Here is a 16,639-nt window from a genome sequence, read left to right as displayed (position 1 = left end):
TTCGTATTCGACGTGCGCGGTCGAAATCGTGATGCCGCGCGCCTTTTCTTCCGGCGCTGCGTCGATCGCGTCATACGCCTTGAACTCGCCACCGAAACGCTCTGCACCGATCTTGGTCAGTGCGGCGGTCAACGTGGTCTTGCCATGGTCGACGTGACCGATGGTGCCGACGTTCACGTGCGGCTTGGTGCGCTCGAATTTAGCTTTTGCCATGACTTGCTACCTCTAATTGAAAAATTTTTGAAGCGGCTGAGCGAACTCAGCCCTTCTTGGTGACGGCGTCGGCGATGTTGGCCGGTGCCTCTTCGTAGTGGTCGAATTCCATCGAGAACGTCGCACGCCCCTGGCTCATGGAGCGCAGCGAGGTCGCGTAGCCGAACATTTCACCCAGCGGAATCATCGCGTTGATGATCTTGCCCGACGGGCTGTCGTCCTGACCCTGCAACACGCCACGACGGCGGCTCACGTCGCCCATCACGTCACCCAGGTAATCCTCCGGGCTGACGATCTCGACCTTCATGATCGGCTCCAGCAACACCGGGCTGGCTTTCGCAAAGCCCTGCTTGAACGCCATCGACGCGGCCAGCTTGAACGCCATTTCCGAGGAGTCGACGTCGTGGTACGAGCCGAACACCAGCTTGACCTTCACGCCCACCACCGGGAAGCCGGCGATCGGGCCGCTGGTGATTGTTTCGCGCAGACCCTTTTCGACCGAGGGGATGAATTCCTTCGGAATGATGCCGCCGGTGATGTCGTTGATGAAGAGGAAATCGTCCTTGACGTTGTCGCTCTTGCGATCTTCCTCGGTCATCGGCGACAGCTCGATCACCACGTGACCGTACTGACCCTTACCACCGGACTGCTTGGCGTGCTTGTAGTCGGACTTGACGTCGGACTTGCGGATCGTCTCGCGGTAGGCCACCTGCGGCTTGCCGACGTTGGCCTCGACATTGAACTCGCGACGCATACGGTCGACGATGATGTCCAGGTGCAACTCGCCCATGCCCGAGATGATGGTCTGGCCGGATTCTTCGTCGGTCTTGACGCGGAACGAAGGATCTTCCTGCGCCAGACGGCCCAGGGCCATACCCATCTTTTCCTGGTCCGACTTGGTCTTCGGCTCGACCGCCATCGAAATCACCGGCTCCGGGAACACCATGCGCTCCAGGGTGATGATCTTGTCCTGCGCACACAGGGTGTCGCCGGTGGTGACGTCCTTCAGACCCACGGCAGCGGCGATGTCGCCAGCGCGCACTTCCTTGATCTCTTCGCGATTGTTGGAGTGCATCTGCAGGATGCGGCCCACACGCTCCTTCTTCGACTTGACCGGGTTATAGACCTGGTCGCCGGAATTCAGCGTGCCCGAGTAGACGCGGAAGAACGTGAGCGAGCCCACGAACGGGTCGGTCATGATCTTGAACGCCAACGCCGAGAACGGCGCGGTATCGCTCGCAGCGCGCGTGTCTTCCTTCTCGTCCTCGTCGATGCCCTGCACTGGCGGACGGTCGGCCGGCGACGGCAGCAGGTGCACGACGCCGTCGAGCATCGCCTGCACGCCCTTGTTCTTGAACGCCGAACCGCAGAACACCGGCACGATCTCGACCTTCAGGGTGCGCTCGCGCAGACCCTGCAGGATCTCTTCTTCGGTCAGATCGCCTTCGTTGAGGTACTTGTCCATCAGATCTTCGCTGGCTTCTGCAGCCGCCTCGATCATGAACGAACGCGCCTCGGTCGCCACGTCGACCAGATCGGCCGGGATGTCGCGGTACTCGAAGGTGGTGCCCTGCGATGCGGAATCCCAGTGGATCGCCTTCATCTTGAGCAGGTCGACCACGCCTTCAAAGCCGTCTTCGGCGCCAATCGGCACCTGCATCGGCACAGCGTATGCACCCAGACGGGCCTTCAGCTGCTCCACGACCTTGTCGAAGTTGGCACCGGTACGGTCCATCTTGTTGACGAAGGCCATGCGCGGCACGGAATACTTGTTGGCCTGACGCCACACGGTCTCGGACTGCGGCTGCACGCCACCGACCGCACACAGCACGAACACCGCACCGTCGAGCACGCGCAAGGAGCGCTCCACTTCGATGGTGAAGTCGACGTGCCCGGGGGTGTCGATGATGTTGAAGCGATGCTGCTGCATGGACTTGTCCATGCCCGACCAGAACGCAGTGGTTGCTGCGGAGGTGATGGTGATACCACGCTCCTGCTCCTGCTCCATCCAGTCCATCACTGCCGCGCCGTCATGGACTTCGCCGATCTTGTGACTCACACCGGTGTAGAACAGGATGCGTTCGGAGGTGGTGGTTTTGCCGGCATCGATGTGGGCCATGATGCCGAAGTTGCGGTAACGCTCGATAGGGGTGGTGCGGGCCACGGGGAGCCTCTCAATTTCTTGGATTTCGGATGGCCGAACGCCGCCTTTCGGCGGCCTTCGGATTGGTAGCGACGCCAGAGGCGTCGCAAACAGCACTCATATGGTGCTGAAGGGCCCCGTTACCAAGGCCCCCGAGGTCACCAGCGGTAGTGTGCGAACGCCTTGTTCGCTTCCGCCATACGGTGGGTCTCTTCGCGCTTCTTGATCGCGCCGCCACGGCTTTCCGCAGCGTCCAACAGTTCGGCAGCCAGCTTGCGCGGCATGGTGTTCTCACCACGCTTGCGCGCGGAGTCGATCAACCAGCGCATTGCCAGCGCCATGCGACGGGAGGAGCGCACTTCGACGGGCACCTGATAGGTAGCACCACCGACGCGACGCGATTTGACTTCGACAGCCGGGGCCACGTTGTCCAGTGCTTTCTGCACCAGCTCGATGGCATTCGGATTCTTTTCGCCAATGACGTCCATTGCGCCATAGACAATTTTCTCAGCAACCGACTTCTTGCCACTTTGCATCACCATGTTGATGAAGCGGGCAATGGTTTCGCTGCCATGCTTGGGATCAGGCAGGACGGTGCGCTGCGGAGTAGAACCTTTACGGGACATTAGAGTATTTCCTTAGCTCTTCGGGCGCTTGGCGCCGTACTTGGAACGACCTTGACGGCGCTTTGCGACGCCGGCGGCGTCCAGCGAACCACGGACGGTGTGATAACGCACACCGGGAAGATCCTTGACGCGACCACCGCGAATCAGGACCACGGAGTGCTCCTGCAGGTTGTGGCCTTCACCACCGATGTAGCTGATGACCTCTTCCTGGTTCGTCAGACGCACTTTGGCGACCTTACGCAGGGCCGAGTTCGGCTTTTTCGGGGTAGTGGTGTAGACGCGCGTGCAGACGCCGCGGCGCTGCGGACACTTGTCCAGTGCCGGAGAGGCACTCTTGTAGGTGGTCGCTTGCCGGGGCTTGCGGACCAGCTGATTGATCGTTGCCATCAGTCGATTCTTCTGATTGGAGGCCGAAACGGCCTTGCATGAAAACGAAGGCAGGCCGTGAAACGGCCCACCGAGACAGAGAAGTATAGCTGGCAGGGCAAAACTCCGTCAACTTCACGGAAAGCTAACCCTGCTGGTCCTTCCAGGACCGGAAAACGGAGGGCCTCCTGCCCTCCTTTTCGCTTGGCTTACGGCGGCCTTGCGACCGCCGTCGGAGCGCTTACTCCTCGTCCGCGCCAGCGTCGGCCACGGCTGCGACCGGTTCGGCCACTGCGGGCTTGCCCGACAGCGTTTCCATTTCAGAGTCGGTCAGACCCGACGCCTTGCGACGGCTGGCGTGATACGCCAGGCCGGTACCGGCCGGAATCAGGCGACCCACGATCACGTTTTCCTTCAGACCGCGCAGGTTGTCGCGGGTACCGCGAACGGCCGCCTCGGTCAACACGCGGGTGGTCTCCTGGAACGACGCCGCCGAGATGAACGACTCGGTGGCCAGCGAGGCCTTGGTGATACCCAGCAACACCGGATCGTACTTGGCCGGCAACTCGTTGCGCGTGGTCAGACGTGCATTTTCCTCGATGACGCGCTGGCGCTCGACCTGCTCGCCGTTGAGGAACTTGCTGTTGCCCTGGTCCACGATCTCGACCTTGCGCAACATCTGGCGGGTGATCACTTCGATGTGCTTGTCGTTGATCTTCACGCCCTGCAGGCGATACACGTCCTGGATTTCCTTGACCAGGTACGCGGCCAGCGGCTCGACGCCCAGCAGACGCAGGATGTCCTGCGGGCTCGGTTCGCCGTCCACCACGGTTTCGCCCTTGGTCACGTGCTCGCCTTCGAACACGATGATCTGGCGGTACTTCGGGATCAGCTCTTCGTGTTCCGAACCATCGGTGTCCTTGATGATCAGGCGCTGCTTGCCCTTGGTGTCCTTACCGAAGCTGATGATGCCCGAACGCTCGGCCAGGATCGCCGGATCCTTCGGCTTGCGTGCCTCGAACAAGTCGGCAACGCGCGGCAGACCACCGGTGATATCGCGGGTCTTGGACGCTTCCTGCGGAATCTTCGCCACCACGTCGCCCACGCCGACGGCAGCGCCGTCCTGCAGGTTGACGATGGAGCGCGGCGGCAGCAGGTACTGGGCCGGCAGGTCCGTGTTCGGGATGGTCAGGTCGTTGCCCTTGCCGTCGACGATGCGCACGATCGGGCGCAGTTCCTTGGCCTGTGCACCGCGACGCTTCGGGTCGGTGATTTCACGCGAAGCCAGACCGGTCAGCTCGTCAGTCTTCTCGATGACGGTGACGCCGTCGACGAAGTCGATGAAGCGGATGAAGCCGGCCACTTCCGACACGATCGGGTGGTTATGCGGATCCCAGTTGGCCACGCCCTGCCCGGCCTTGACTGCGTCACCGTCCTTGGCAGTAATGGTGGCGCCGTACGGCAGCTTGTAACGCTCGCGTTCGCGACCGTGGCCGTCGAGCACCGACAGCTCGCCCGAACGCGACACCGCGACCAGCGAACCATTGGCATGCTCGACCGACTTCAAGTTGTTGAACTTGATCGAACCGGTGGTCTTGACCGTGATGTTGTCCACGGCCGCCGCACGCGACGCCGCACCACCGATGTGGAAGGTACGCATCGTCAGCTGGGTACCCGGCTCACCGATCGACTGGGCGGCGATGACGCCGACCGCTTCACCGATGTTGACCTGGTGACCGCGTGCGAGATCGCGACCGTAGCAACGTGCGCACACGCCGAACGAGGATTCGCAACTGATGGTCGAACGCACCTTCACCGACTGCACGCTGGCGTCTTCGAGCTTGGCGACCCAGGCTTCGTCGAGCAGCGTGTTGCGGGTGACGATCGGTTCTTCATCGTTGCCCGGCAGGTACACGTCCTCGGCCACCACACGACCCAGCACGCGCTCCTTCAACGGCTCCACCACATCGCCGCCTTCCACGATGGGCGTCATGATCAGCCCTTCGGTGGTGCCGCAATCGACTTCGGTAATCACCACGTCCTGCGCCACGTCGACCAGACGACGGGTCAGGTAACCCGAGTTCGCGGTCTTGAGCGCGGTATCGGCCAGACCCTTACGCGCGCCGTGGGTGGAGTTGAAGTACTCCTGCACGTTCAGGCCTTCGCGGAAGTTCGCCTTGATGGGCGTCTCGATGATCGAGCCGTCCGGACGCGCCATCAGGCCGCGCATACCGGCCAGCTGACGGATCTGCGCCTGGCTACCACGGGCACCGGAGTCGGCCATGATGTACAGCGAGTTCATCGACTTCTGGTCGATGGTCTCACCCCTGGCATTTTCGACCTTTTCAGTACCGATGGTGTCCATCATCGCCTTGGCGATGCGCTCGCTGGTACGCGACCAGATGTCCACGACCTTGTTGTAGCGCTCGCCGGCGGTGACCAGACCCGACTGGTACTGCTCCTGGATTTCCAGCACTTCGGCTTCTGCCTCGGTGAGGATGCCCTTCTTTTCGTCCGGGATCAGCATGTCGTCGATGCCGATCGACACGCCTGCACGGGTGGCGTAGGCATAGCCGGTGTACATCAGCTTGTCGGCGAACACGACGGTGTCCTTCAAGCCCAGCAGACGGTAGCTGGAGTTGATCAGACGCGAGATGTTCTTCTTGGTCATCTCGGTGTTGGCCAGCTGGAACGGCAGGCCTTCGGGCAGGATTTCGCTCAGCAGCGCACGACCGACCGTGGTATCCACGATCGAGGTGCCGCTGGTGCGCTTGCCGTCCACCGCGTCCACGTCCACCTGGGTGATGCGGACCTTGACCTTGGCGTGCAGTTCCACCACGCGGTTGTCGTAGGCGCGCTTCACTTCGCTGGTGTTCGCAAACACCATGCCCTCGCCCTTCTTGTTCTCGAGGGCACGGCTCATGTAGTACAGGCCCAACACCACGTCCTGCGACGGCACGATGATCGGCTCGCCGTTGGCCGGCGACAGGATGTTGTTGGTGGACATCATCAGCGCACGCGCTTCCAGCTGGGCTTCCAGCGAGAGCGGCACGTGGACGGCCATCTGGTCACCGTCGAAGTCGGCGTTGAACGCAGTACACACCAACGGATGCAGCTGGATGGCCTTGCCCTCGATCAACACCGGCTCGAATGCCTGGATGCCCAGACGGTGCAGGGTCGGCGCACGATTCAACAGCACCGGATGCTCGCGGATGACCTCTTCCAGGATGTCCCAGACTTCGGCTTCTTCGCGCTCGACCAGCTTCTTGGCGGCCTTGATGGTGGTAGCCAGACCGCGACGCTGCAGCTTGGCAAACACGAACGGCTTGAACAGCTCCAGCGCCATCTTCTTCGGCAGGCCGCACTGGTGCAGCTTGAGGTACGGACCGACCGTGATGACCGAACGGCCGGAGTAATCCACGCGCTTGCCGAGCAGGTTCTGACGGAACCGGCCCTGCTTGCCCTTGATCATGTCGGCCAGCGACTTCAGCGGGCGCTTGTTGGTGCCGGTGATGGCACGGCCGCGACGGCCGTTGTCCAGCAACGCATCGACCGATTCCTGCAGCATGCGCTTTTCGTTGCGCACGATGATGTCGGGCGCATTGAGCTCGAGCAAGCGACGCAGACGGTTGTTGCGGTTGATCACGCGGCGGTACAGATCGTTCAGATCCGAGGTCGCGAAGCGGCCACCATCCAGCGGCACCAGCGGACGCAGGTCCGGCGGCAGCACCGGCAGCACGGTCATGACCATCCACTCCGGACGGTTGCCCGATTCCAGGAAGGCTTCGATCAGCTTGATGCGCTTGGTGAGACGCTTGAGCTTGGTTTCCGAACCGGTGCTGGCGATCTCTTCGCGCAGGCGGGTCATTTCCGACTGCAGGTCGATCGTGCGCAGCAGCTCATACACGGCCTCGGCGCCCATGGCGGCGTCGAAGTCGTCGTTGTACTCCTGACGTGCGGTCAGGTACTGCTCTTCGGTCAGCAGCTGACGGCGCTCGAGCGGGGTCAGGCCCGGCTCGGTGACGACATAGGCTTCGAAGTACAGCACGCGCTCGATGTCACGCAGGGTCATGTCCAGCATCAGGCCGATGCGCGAGGGCAGCGACTTGAGGAACCAGATGTGCGCGACCGGCGAGGCCAGGTCGATGTGGCCCATGCGCTCGCGACGCACCTTGGCCAGGGTGACTTCGGTGCCGCACTTTTCGCAGACCACGCCGCGGTGCTTCATGCGCTTGTACTTGCCGCACAGGCACTCATAGTCCTTGATCGGTCCGAAGATGGCGGCGCAGAACAGGCCGTCACGCTCGGGCTTGAAGGTCCGGTAGTTGATGGTTTCGGGCTTCTTCACTTCGCCGTAGGACCACGAACGGATCAGGTCCGGCGACGCCAGCGCGATCTTGATCGCGTCGAAATCCAGCGTCTGGCGCTGCTGATTGAAGAGGTTGAGCAGGTCTTTCATTTGATATCTCCGGGTCGGAGGAATTTCGTATCTGAGATGGGCGGGAAACGCGTGATCTCGGGACCGGGAACCGAGACCCGGGACCCGGAAAAACGAGAAGCGCGAAGCCCCTGCTTTTCCGTGTCCCCGGTCCCGGGTCCCGAGTCCCGGTTCATCACTCTTCCAGTTCCATGTTGATCGCCAGCGAGCGGATTTCCTTCACCAACACGTTGAAGGATTCCGGCATGCCCGCGACCATCTCGTGCTCACCATCGACGATGTTCTTGTACATCTGGTTGCGGCCCTGCACGTCGTCGGACTTCACCGTCAGCATTTCCTGCAGGGTGTAGGCCGCGCCGTAGGCTTCCAGCGCCCAGACTTCCATTTCGCCGAAGCGCTGACCACCGAACTGCGCCTTGCCGCCCAGCGGCTGCTGGGTCACGAGCGAGTACGGGCCGGTCGAACGGGCATGCATCTTGTCGTCGACCAAGTGGTTCAACTTCAGGTAGTGCATGTAGCCAACCGTGGTCTTGCGATCGAATGCCTCGCCGGTGCGCCCGTCGTACAGCTGGGTCTGACCGCTCTGCGGCAGGTCGGCCAGTTCCAGCATGCGCTTGATCTCGGCTTCGCTGGCGCCATCGAACACCGGGGTAGCCATCGGCACGCCGTCGATCAGGTTCTTGCCCAGGTTGAGCAATTCCTCATCGCTGAACTGCGACAGGTCCACGCGCTCGGCACTGATCGCGCCGTCGTGGTTGTAGATGTCGTTGAGGAACTTGCGCAGCTCGCTCACCGCCGCCTGTGCTTCCAGCATGCGCTGGATCTTGCGACCCAGGCCCTTGGCCGCCCAGCCCAGATGCACTTCCAGAATCTGGCCGATGTTCATACGCGACGGCACGCCGAGCGGGTTGAGCACGATGTCCACCGGCTCGCCGGTCGCCATGTACGGCATGTCTTCCACCGGCACGACATTGGAAACCACACCCTTGTTGCCGTGGCGGCCCGCCATCTTGTCGCCCGGCTGGATGCGGCGCTTCACGGCCAGGAACACCTTGACCATCTTCAGCACGCCCGGTGCGAGGTCATCGCCCTGGGTGATCTTGCCGCGCTTGTCGGCAAAGCGTGCTTCGAATTCCTTCTCGTGCGCCTGGATCTGCTTCTGTGCGCGTTCAATGGCGTCGGCAGCGTCTTCGTCCTTCATGCGCAGCTGGAACCAATCGGACTTCTTCAGCCCGTCCAGATATGCGTCGGTGACGTTGTCGCCCTTCTTCAGGTTCGTGCCGCCGTTGGCGACCTTACCCACGATCTGCGAGCGCAGACGTGCGTAGATGGCCGCTTCCAGGATGCGGAACTGGTCGTCGAAGTCCTTCTTGACGCGCTTGATTTCGGACTCTTCGATCTGACGCGCACGCTTGTCCTTCTCGATGCCGTCGCGGGTGAAGACCTGCACGTCGATGACGGTGCCGTCCATGCCCGGAGGCACGCGCAACGAGCTGTCCTTCACGTCGGACGCCTTCTCGCCGAAGATCGCACGCAGCAGCTTTTCTTCCGGGGTCAGCTGGCTTTCGCCCTTCGGCGTGACCTTGCCGACCATGATGTCGCCGGCGCGCACTTCTGCACCGATGTACACCACGCCGCTCTCGTCCAGACGGTTCAACGCCTGCTCGGACACGTTCGGGATGTCGGCGGAAATTTCCTCCGGCCCCAGCTTGGTGTCGCGTGCAACGCAGGTCAGTTCTTCGATGTGGATCGTGGTGTAACGATCCTCTTCCACCACGCGCTCGGAGAGCAGGATGGAGTCTTCGAAGTTGTAGCCGTTCCACGGCATGAAGGCGATCAGCATGTTCTGACCCAGCGCCAGTTCACCGATGTCGGTGGACGGGCCGTCGGCCAGCACGTCGCCCCGCGCGATCACGTCGCCCACGTTCACCAGCGGACGCTGGTTGATGCAGGTGTTCTGGTTGGAGCGGGTGTACTTGATCAGGTTGTAGATATCCACGCCGGCATCGGTGCCGCCGCCGATTTCTGCCTCGTTGACCTTGACCACGATGCGGGCCGCGTCGATCTGCTCGATCACGCCACCACGCAACGCATTCACGGTCACGCCCGAGTCGCGCGCAACCGCACGCTCGATACCGGTACCAACCAGCGGCTTCTGCGAACGCAGCGTCGGCACGGCCTGGCGCTGCATGTTGGCGCCCATGAGTGCGCGGTTGGCGTCGTCGTGTTCCAGGAACGGCACCAGCGCCGCAGCGACCGACACGGTCTGCATCGGCGAGACGTCCATGAAGTGCACTTCGGACGGCGGCTTCAACAGCGATTCGCCCTGGAACCGGCACGGCACGAACTGCTCGGTGAGCATGTTCTTGGCATCGGTCAGCGCGTTCGCCTGGGCGATCACGTACTCGTTTTCTTCGATCGCCGACAGGTACTCGACATCGTCGGAGACCTTGCCGTCCAGCACCTTACGGTACGGCGTCTCCAGGAAGCCATACTGGTTGGTGCGGGCGAACACGGCCAGCGAGTTGATCAGGCCGATGTTCGGGCCTTCCGGCGTTTCGATGGTGCAGACGCGGCCGTAATGGGTCGGATGCACGTCGCGCACTTCGAAGCCGGCGCGCTCGCGGGTCAGGCCGCCCGGGCCCAGTGCGGAGACGCGACGCTTGTGCGTCACTTCCGACAGCGGGTTGTTCTGGTCCATGAACTGCGACAGCTGCGAGGAACCGAAGAATTCCTTGATCGCGGCAGCCACCGGCTTGGCGTTGATCAGTTCCTGCGGGGTCAGACCTTCGGACTCGGCCATCGACAACCGCTCCTTGACCGCGCGCTCGACGCGGACCAAGCCCACGCGGAACACGTTCTCGGCCATTTCGCCGACCGAACGCACGCGACGGTTACCCAGGTGATCGATGTCATCGACCACGCCGCGACCGTTGCGGATTTCGGTGAGCACCTTGATCACTTCCAGGATGTCGGAAGTATCGGTGTGCTCGGCGACCAGGCGCTTGGATTCTTCGTCGTTGCGCTCGGCGAAGTACTTCTTGTCGTACAGCACCGATTCGCCCAGCACGTCCTTGCGGCCGACGCGGCGGTTGAACTTCATGCGACCGACCGTCGACAGGTCATAGCGCTCGAAGGTAAAGAACAGGTTGTGGAACAGGTTCTGCGCAGCTTCCTTGGTCGGCGGCTCGCCCGGACGCATCATGCGGTAAATTTCCACCAGCGCTTCCAGCTGCGTCTTGGTCGGATCGATGCGCAAGGTGTTGGACAGGTACGGGCCACGATCCAGATCGTTCACCCACAGGGTGCCGACCGCGTCGACGCCGGCCTTGCGGAACGCCGCCAGCTGGTCTTCGCTGATTTCGTCATTGGCGTTGGCCAGCAGCTCACCGGTGGAACCATCGACCACGTCGTGCGACAGGATGCGGCCGACCAGGTAGTCGTCCGGCACGGCCAGCGCGGCAACGCCGGCGGCTTCCAGCTGCTTGACGTGACGCGCAGTGATGCGCTTACCCGCCTCCACGATGACCTTGTCGCCATCGGCCAGATCGAAGTTCAGCGTTTCACCACGCAGGCGCTCCGGCACCAGCTCCAGCTGCACGCCTTCGTCCGGATTGATGTGGAACGTGTTGATCTCGAAGAACTCGGCCAGCATCTCTTCGTTGCTGTAGCCAAGCGCACGCAGCAGGATCGACACCGGCAACTTGCGGCGACGGTCGATACGGGTGAACAGCGCATCCTTCGGGTCGAACTCGAAGTCCAGCCAGGAGCCGCGGTACGGAATGATGCGGGCGCTGTACAGCAGCTTGCCCGAGCTGTGGGTCTTGCCACGGTCGTGGTCGAAGAACACGCCCGGCGAGCGGTGCAGCTGCGAGACGATCACGCGCTCGGTGCCATTGACGATGAAGGTACCGTTGCCGGTCATCAGCGGAATTTCGCCGAGGTAGACCTCCTGCTCCTTCACGTACTTGATGGCCTTGGTCGACGACTCACGGTCGTAGATCACCAGGCGCACGGTCACGCGCAGCGGCGCGCCATAGCTCATGCCACGCTGACGGCATTCACGCTCGTCAAACACCGGCTGACCCAACTTGTAGCCCACGTACTCGAGCGCAGCGTTACCGCTGTAGCTGGAGATCGGGAACACCGACTTCAGAGCGGCATGCAGACCGAGGTCCTTGCGCTTGGTCGGCTCCACGTCTTCCTGCAGGAATTCGCGATAGGAATCCACCTGGATGGCAAGCAGGAACGGCACTTCGAGAATCGAGCGCTGCTTGCCGAAGTCCTTGCGGATACGCTTTTTTTCGGTGAACGAATAAGACGTCATGAGGTCTTCACCCTAGGCTGCGGGGGCCACGTCGCGGCGGCCCTGAAATAACAAAATTGTCAGTTGGAAGTCGCTGGTATTGCCGGCACCAGCACGCCTTCTCCCGCTACTTCCAACTACCAACTCGGTGAGGCGAGGATTGGGGATGACGAGATTGGGGATTAGCGAAGGCTGCCTTCGAATCCCGAATGCCGACTCTCAAATCCCGGCTTTCCATCAACGGCCAAAGGCCGGGAGCTTTACGCCCCCAGCCTTCAGTGCATCACCATGAAACGCTGGCGATGCAAGGTGTTGCTTACTTGATTTCGACCGTCGCACCGGCTTCGGTCAGTTCCTTCTTGATCTTCTCGGCTTCGTCCTTGGTGGCGCCTTCCTTCAGCGTGCCACCGGCTTCGGTCAGATCCTTGGCTTCCTTCAGACCCAGGCCGGTCACGCCACGGACAGCCTTAATCGCGGCAACCTTGTTGGTGCCGGCGCTGGTCAGCACCACGGTGAACTCGGTCTGCTCTTCGACCACGGCGGCCGGGCCAGCAGCAGCGGCTGCGACCGGGGCGGCGGCGGAGACGCCGAACTTCTCTTCGATGGCCTTGACCAGCTCCATCACTTCCATCAGGGACTTCTCGGCGATGGCGTCGACGATCTGTTCGTTGGTAAGGGACATTGTGATTACCTTTAAGAGTTGATTCTGGATTGGGTTCTAGCAAACGCTAGGACATCAAGCTTCGGCAGTCTCGGCGGCCGGTGCGGCGGCTTCGTCGCCACCACCCTGCTTGTCGCCGACGGCCTTGACGGCACGGGCGAACATCGCAGCCGGTTCGGACAGCACGCGAGCCAGCATGGCCAGGGCCTGGTCACGGGTCGGCAGCGAGGCCAACACGTCGACGTGGCTGGCCGGGAACAGTTCCCCGCCAATTGCCACAACCTTGGCCTGCAGCTTTTCGTTGCTCTTGGCGAATTCCTTGATCAGGCGCCCGGCAGCGCCGGGTTCCTCCATCGAAAACGCATACACCAAAGGACCAACCAGCTTGTCGGACGCGACAGCAAATTCGGTACCTTCGACGGCACGCACGGCCAGGGTGTTCTTGACGACTTTCAAGAACACGCCGGTCTCGCGGGCCTGCTTGCGCATCGCGGTCATCTGGGAGACCGTGGTGCCAGCGTATTCGGCGGCGATCAGGGAGTGGGCCTTGGCGGCGATGTCTGCCAGCTCGGCGACTACGTCTTGCTTCTGGGACAGATTGAGAGCCATTGCACTCCTCCGTTAAAGCCGGGATTCGGGATTGGTGATTCGGGATTCGTCACAGCGATCACGCCGCCGTTGCCAATCCCAAGTGCCGAATCGCTAATCCCCGCTTCAAACTACTCCGCTCGCGGCTCCTGCCGGTTGCGGTCCAGGGCAGCCTCCATCCTGGAAGCCGGGAACATCGACCGATGTTCCGTTGGTGGCCGTTCTAGACCTGGAGTGGACTCGATCCGGGATGTCCCAGACGCGCGTAAACCAGAAAGCTCCAGAAGGGCGACACCATCTACGCCGGCCAGTTCGAAAACGAACCGATTAAGCGATCCCGCTACGTCGACGGCGACTCCCTGCCAGTGCGAGCATCCGTGCCCGTCGTCGACCTGCGCTGACCGCGCCTGCGGTCTTTGACGGCTACCGCCGGACACGCCGGCGATCGCCTTCAAAATGTCCGTTACCCCAAAGGAGGGAACGGACTCCCAGCACACGGTCACCCGGGCCGGAAAAACAATGCTCTACTCCACAAACACGTCAGGCGCATGACGCCTGACGCATTCGATTACTTCAGCGACAGGCTCGACTGGTCGACCGTCACGCCCGGACCCATGGTCGAGCTGACCGACACCTTCTGCAGGTAGGTCCCCTTGGAGGTCGCCGGCTTGGCCTTCAGCAGATCGGCCAGCAGGGCCTGCAGGTTCGACTTCAGCGCTTCGTCATCGAAGCTGGCCTTGCCGATCGTGCAGTGAATGATGCCGGCCTTGTCGGTGCGGTAGCGCACCTGGCCCGACTTGGCGTTCTTGACCGCTTCGCCCGGGTTCGCCGACACAGTGCCGACCTTCGGGTTCGGCATCAGGCCGCGCGGGCCCAGCAGGGTGCCCAGCTTACCGACGACGCGCATGGCGTCCGGGGTGGCAATGACCACGTCGTAGCTCAGGTCGCCGGCCTGCATCTTCTCGGCCAGGTCGTCCATGCCCACTGCCTCGGCACCAGCCGCCAGGGCTTCGTCAGCCTTGGCACCGGCCGGTGCGAACACGGCAACGCGCACGCTCTTGCCGGTACCTGCCGGCAGCACGGTGGAACCGCGCACCTGCTGGTCGGACTTCTTGGCGTCCACGCCCAGGCGGACGGCAACGTCGATGGACTCGACGAACTTGGCCTTGGTGGCGGTCTTCAGGATCTTGATTGCGTCTTCGAAGGCATAGGTCTTGCCCGGAACGACAGCGGCCGCAATGGCCTTAACGCGCTTGGTCTGTGCCATGTCTTAACCCTCCACCGTCAAACCCATGCTGCGGGCAGTACCCGCAATCGTGCGAACCGACGCTTCGAGCTCGGCTGCCGTCAGATCGGCTTCCTTGGTCTTGGCGATCTCTTCCAGCTGCTTGCGCGTGACCTTGCCCACCTTGTCAGTGTTGGGACGCTTCGAGCCGGACGTAACGCCTGCAGCCTTCTTGAGCAGCACGCTGGCCGGGGTGCTCTTGGTGATGAAGGTGAAGGTGCGGTCCGAATACGCGGTGATGATCACCGGCGTCGGCAGGCCCGGTTCCAGCTTGGAGGTCGCTGCATTGAACGCCTTGCAGAACTCCATGATGTTCAGACCGCGCTGACCCAGTGCAGGGCCGACCGGCGGCGCAGGATTGGCCTGACCGGCCTTCACCTGCAACTTGATGTACGCAACTATCTTCTTAGCCATTTCGATGCTCTCCGGGTGCTAGCGCCTGCACGGCAGGCTCCCCATCGGACCGGGAGAATCACGCGTCCCGGCTTCGCGTTGTCATTACACGCAGATGGCCGCCTTGCGGCAGCCAATATTTCCCGGCGGTCGCCAGGTCAGCGAGCCGCGCACTATAACAGCATCTGAGGCAGGCGCCTAGCCGGCACCCGCCGAGAGTCAACCCTTCTCGACCTGCCCGAACTCGAGCTCGACCGGTGTGGAGCGACCAAAGATGAGCACGGCAACGCGCAGCCTGCTCTTCTCGTAATTGACTTCCTCGACGACGCCATTGAAGTCGTTGAACGGACCGTCGGTGACGCGCACCATCTGCCCCGGTTCGAACAGCACCTTCGGGCGGGGCTTTTCAACACCGTCCTGCACACGCTGCAGAATGGCATCCGCCTCTTCGTCACGGATCGGTAAAGGACGGTCCGCCGTACCACCGATGAAGCCCATCACCTTCGAAGTCTCCTTCACCAGGTGCCAGCTTTCGTTGTCGATGCGCGGAATACCGGCCTCTTCATGTGTCTCGATCTGCACCAGCACATAGCCGGGGAAGAACTTGCGTTCGGAGCGACGCTTCTGGCCGGCGCGCATCTCGATGACTTCTTCGGTCGGCACCAGCACCTCACCGAAACGATCTTCCATCTCGGTGCGGACGATGCGGTCGCGCAATGCCTGCGCAACGGATTTTTCGAAGCCTGAATAGGCGTGAACAACGTACCAACGCTTCACTGCTTGATTCTCCTCAACGAGCCAGGAACCACTGCGTGAGCTTCTGGATGACGAAGTCGAAGCCGCCCAACAGCAAACTCAGAATGATCACAACAACAATTACGACCCAGGTGGTGCGAATGGCTTCCTGGCGCGTCGGCCAGACCACCTTACGCAGCTCAAACCTGGATTCGGACATGAATTCACGGGTTTCACGGCCCTTGCCGGTCCCCAGAAACACAAACGCGCCCGCAACCAACCCGACGATGACTGCCAGCGCGCGCAACTGCGGCGTCCAGGCGCCTAACTGAGTCGCGCGCTCGGGAGCGGAAAACCAGAACCACACAAACAGCCCCGCAACCACCAGGATCGCAGAGATCACATATTTCACGATATCAGCGCTGGCAGCAGACGCGCTTTTGGAAGGCTCAATTTTGCTATTCATCCGGCTCTAGTTACCGATCTGACCCGAATCGCTGGGCCGGAAAGAGGAGTGGCACGCCAGGAGGGACTCGAACCCCCAACCTGCGGTTTTGGAGACCGCTGCTCTGCCAATTGAGCTACTGGCGTATGTACTCGTTTACCGCAAACCCCAAGACAACGAAGGCGGACCGAGGTTCAGCCGGCCCGCCATTCGCGCAAATCGGCGACCGAAGTCGCCGACTGCAGGCACTGCTTACTTGATGACCTTGGCAACCACGCCGGCGCCGACGGTGCGGCCACCTTCACGGATTGCAAAGCGCAGACCTTCGTCCATCGCGACCGGGTTGATCAGGGTCACGACCATCTTGACGTTGTCGCCCGGCATCACCATCTCCACGCCTTCCGGCAGCTGGCACGCGCCAGTGATGTCGGTGGTGCGGA

13 protein-coding genes and 1 tRNA gene are annotated in these 16,639 nt (G+C 62.1%); all 14 read right to left on the bottom strand.

The features are described from left to right. Positions 1-213 (bottom strand): GTP-binding protein (locus OZ10_RS20405; protein WP_236726843.1); only part of this gene is annotated, 213 nt, incomplete at its 3' end. 46 nt (positions 214-259) lie between these two features. Continuing rightward, the gene (gene fusA, locus OZ10_RS13290) at positions 260-2,377 is read right to left on the bottom strand and encodes an elongation factor G (protein WP_039565346.1); all 2,118 of its coding nucleotides are present in this window, start codon (positions 2,375-2,377) and stop codon (positions 260-262) included. A gap of 137 nt (positions 2,378-2,514) precedes the next feature. Beyond that, positions 2,515-2,982: a 30S ribosomal protein S7 gene (rpsG, locus tag OZ10_RS13285; protein WP_011260032.1), complete on the bottom strand. Its 468-nt coding sequence runs from the start codon at positions 2,980-2,982 to the stop codon at positions 2,515-2,517. A 12-nt stretch (positions 2,983-2,994) separates the two neighbouring features. Next, complete coding sequence (gene rpsL, locus OZ10_RS13280; protein WP_003469157.1) at positions 2,995-3,369, bottom strand: 30S ribosomal protein S12; 375 nt, start codon at positions 3,367-3,369, stop codon at positions 2,995-2,997. Positions 3,370-3,589: 220 nt separating this feature from the next. Further along, positions 3,590-7,807, bottom strand: coding sequence for a DNA-directed RNA polymerase subunit beta' (rpoC, locus tag OZ10_RS13275; protein WP_039414343.1), 4,218 nt, complete (start codon positions 7,805-7,807; stop codon positions 3,590-3,592). Between the two features lie 154 nt (positions 7,808-7,961). Further along, positions 7,962-12,113: a DNA-directed RNA polymerase subunit beta gene (rpoB, locus tag OZ10_RS13270; protein WP_039414346.1), complete on the bottom strand. Its 4,152-nt coding sequence runs from the start codon at positions 12,111-12,113 to the stop codon at positions 7,962-7,964. 295 nt (positions 12,114-12,408) lie between these two features. Continuing rightward, positions 12,409-12,774, bottom strand: coding sequence for a 50S ribosomal protein L7/L12 (rplL, locus tag OZ10_RS13265; protein ID WP_039414348.1), 366 nt, complete (start codon positions 12,772-12,774; stop codon positions 12,409-12,411). Positions 12,775-12,828: 54 nt separating this feature from the next. Next, positions 12,829-13,362, bottom strand: coding sequence for a 50S ribosomal protein L10 (gene rplJ, locus OZ10_RS13260; protein ID WP_029219217.1), 534 nt, complete (start codon positions 13,360-13,362; stop codon positions 12,829-12,831). A 547-nt stretch (positions 13,363-13,909) separates the two neighbouring features. Further along, entirely contained in the window at positions 13,910-14,608 is a 699-nt protein-coding gene (rplA, locus tag OZ10_RS13255) for a 50S ribosomal protein L1 (protein WP_039415360.1), read from the bottom strand. Between the two features lie 3 nt (positions 14,609-14,611). Further along, a complete protein-coding gene (gene rplK, locus OZ10_RS13250) occupies positions 14,612-15,040 on the bottom strand; it encodes a 50S ribosomal protein L11 (RefSeq protein ID WP_039415357.1) in 429 nt (142 codons plus the stop codon). A 198-nt stretch (positions 15,041-15,238) separates the two neighbouring features. Then, positions 15,239-15,796, bottom strand: coding sequence for a transcription termination/antitermination protein NusG (gene nusG / locus OZ10_RS13245; protein ID WP_029219215.1), 558 nt, complete (start codon positions 15,794-15,796; stop codon positions 15,239-15,241). A gap of 13 nt (positions 15,797-15,809) precedes the next feature. Next, the gene (gene secE / locus OZ10_RS13240) at positions 15,810-16,220 is read right to left on the bottom strand and encodes a preprotein translocase subunit SecE (protein WP_039415354.1); all 411 of its coding nucleotides are present in this window, start codon (positions 16,218-16,220) and stop codon (positions 15,810-15,812) included. A 49-nt stretch (positions 16,221-16,269) separates the two neighbouring features. Continuing rightward, positions 16,270-16,345: transfer RNA gene (locus OZ10_RS13235), tRNA-Trp, on the bottom strand. A gap of 106 nt (positions 16,346-16,451) precedes the next feature. Continuing rightward, positions 16,452-16,639 (bottom strand): EF-Tu C-terminal domain-related protein (locus OZ10_RS13230; RefSeq protein WP_039565340.1); only part of this gene is annotated, 188 nt, incomplete at its 5' end.

Source organism: Xanthomonas cannabis pv. cannabis, assembly GCF_000802365.1.
In the GTDB taxonomy this organism is placed as follows: domain Bacteria; phylum Pseudomonadota; class Gammaproteobacteria; order Xanthomonadales; family Xanthomonadaceae; genus Xanthomonas; species Xanthomonas cannabis.
The sequence above is the reverse complement of the archived record's forward strand: the minus strand, read 5'-3'. Positions and strand labels throughout refer to the sequence as shown.

Excerpts from the sequence above, each read along its gene's own strand:
- rpsG (WP_011260032.1), bottom strand. The coding sequence starts at position 2,982 with ATGTCCCGTAAAGGTTCTACTCCGCAGCGCACCGTCCTGCCTGATCCC.
- rpsL (WP_003469157.1), bottom strand. The coding sequence starts at position 3,369 with ATGGCAACGATCAATCAGCTGGTCCGCAAGCCCCGGCAAGCGACCACC.
- rpoC (WP_039414343.1), bottom strand. The coding sequence starts at position 7,807 with ATGAAAGACCTGCTCAACCTCTTCAATCAGCAGCGCCAGACGCTGGAT.
- rpoB (WP_039414346.1), bottom strand. The coding sequence starts at position 12,113 with ATGACGTCTTATTCGTTCACCGAAAAAAAGCGTATCCGCAAGGACTTC.
- rplL (WP_039414348.1), bottom strand. The coding sequence starts at position 12,774 with ATGTCCCTTACCAACGAACAGATCGTCGACGCCATCGCCGAGAAGTCC.
- rplJ (WP_029219217.1), bottom strand. The coding sequence starts at position 13,362 with ATGGCTCTCAATCTGTCCCAGAAGCAAGACGTAGTCGCCGAGCTGGCA.
- rplA (WP_039415360.1), bottom strand. The coding sequence starts at position 14,608 with ATGGCACAGACCAAGCGCGTTAAGGCCATTGCGGCCGCTGTCGTTCCG.
- rplK (WP_039415357.1), bottom strand. The coding sequence starts at position 15,040 with ATGGCTAAGAAGATAGTTGCGTACATCAAGTTGCAGGTGAAGGCCGGT.
- secE (WP_039415354.1), bottom strand. The coding sequence starts at position 16,220 with ATGAATAGCAAAATTGAGCCTTCCAAAAGCGCGTCTGCTGCCAGCGCT.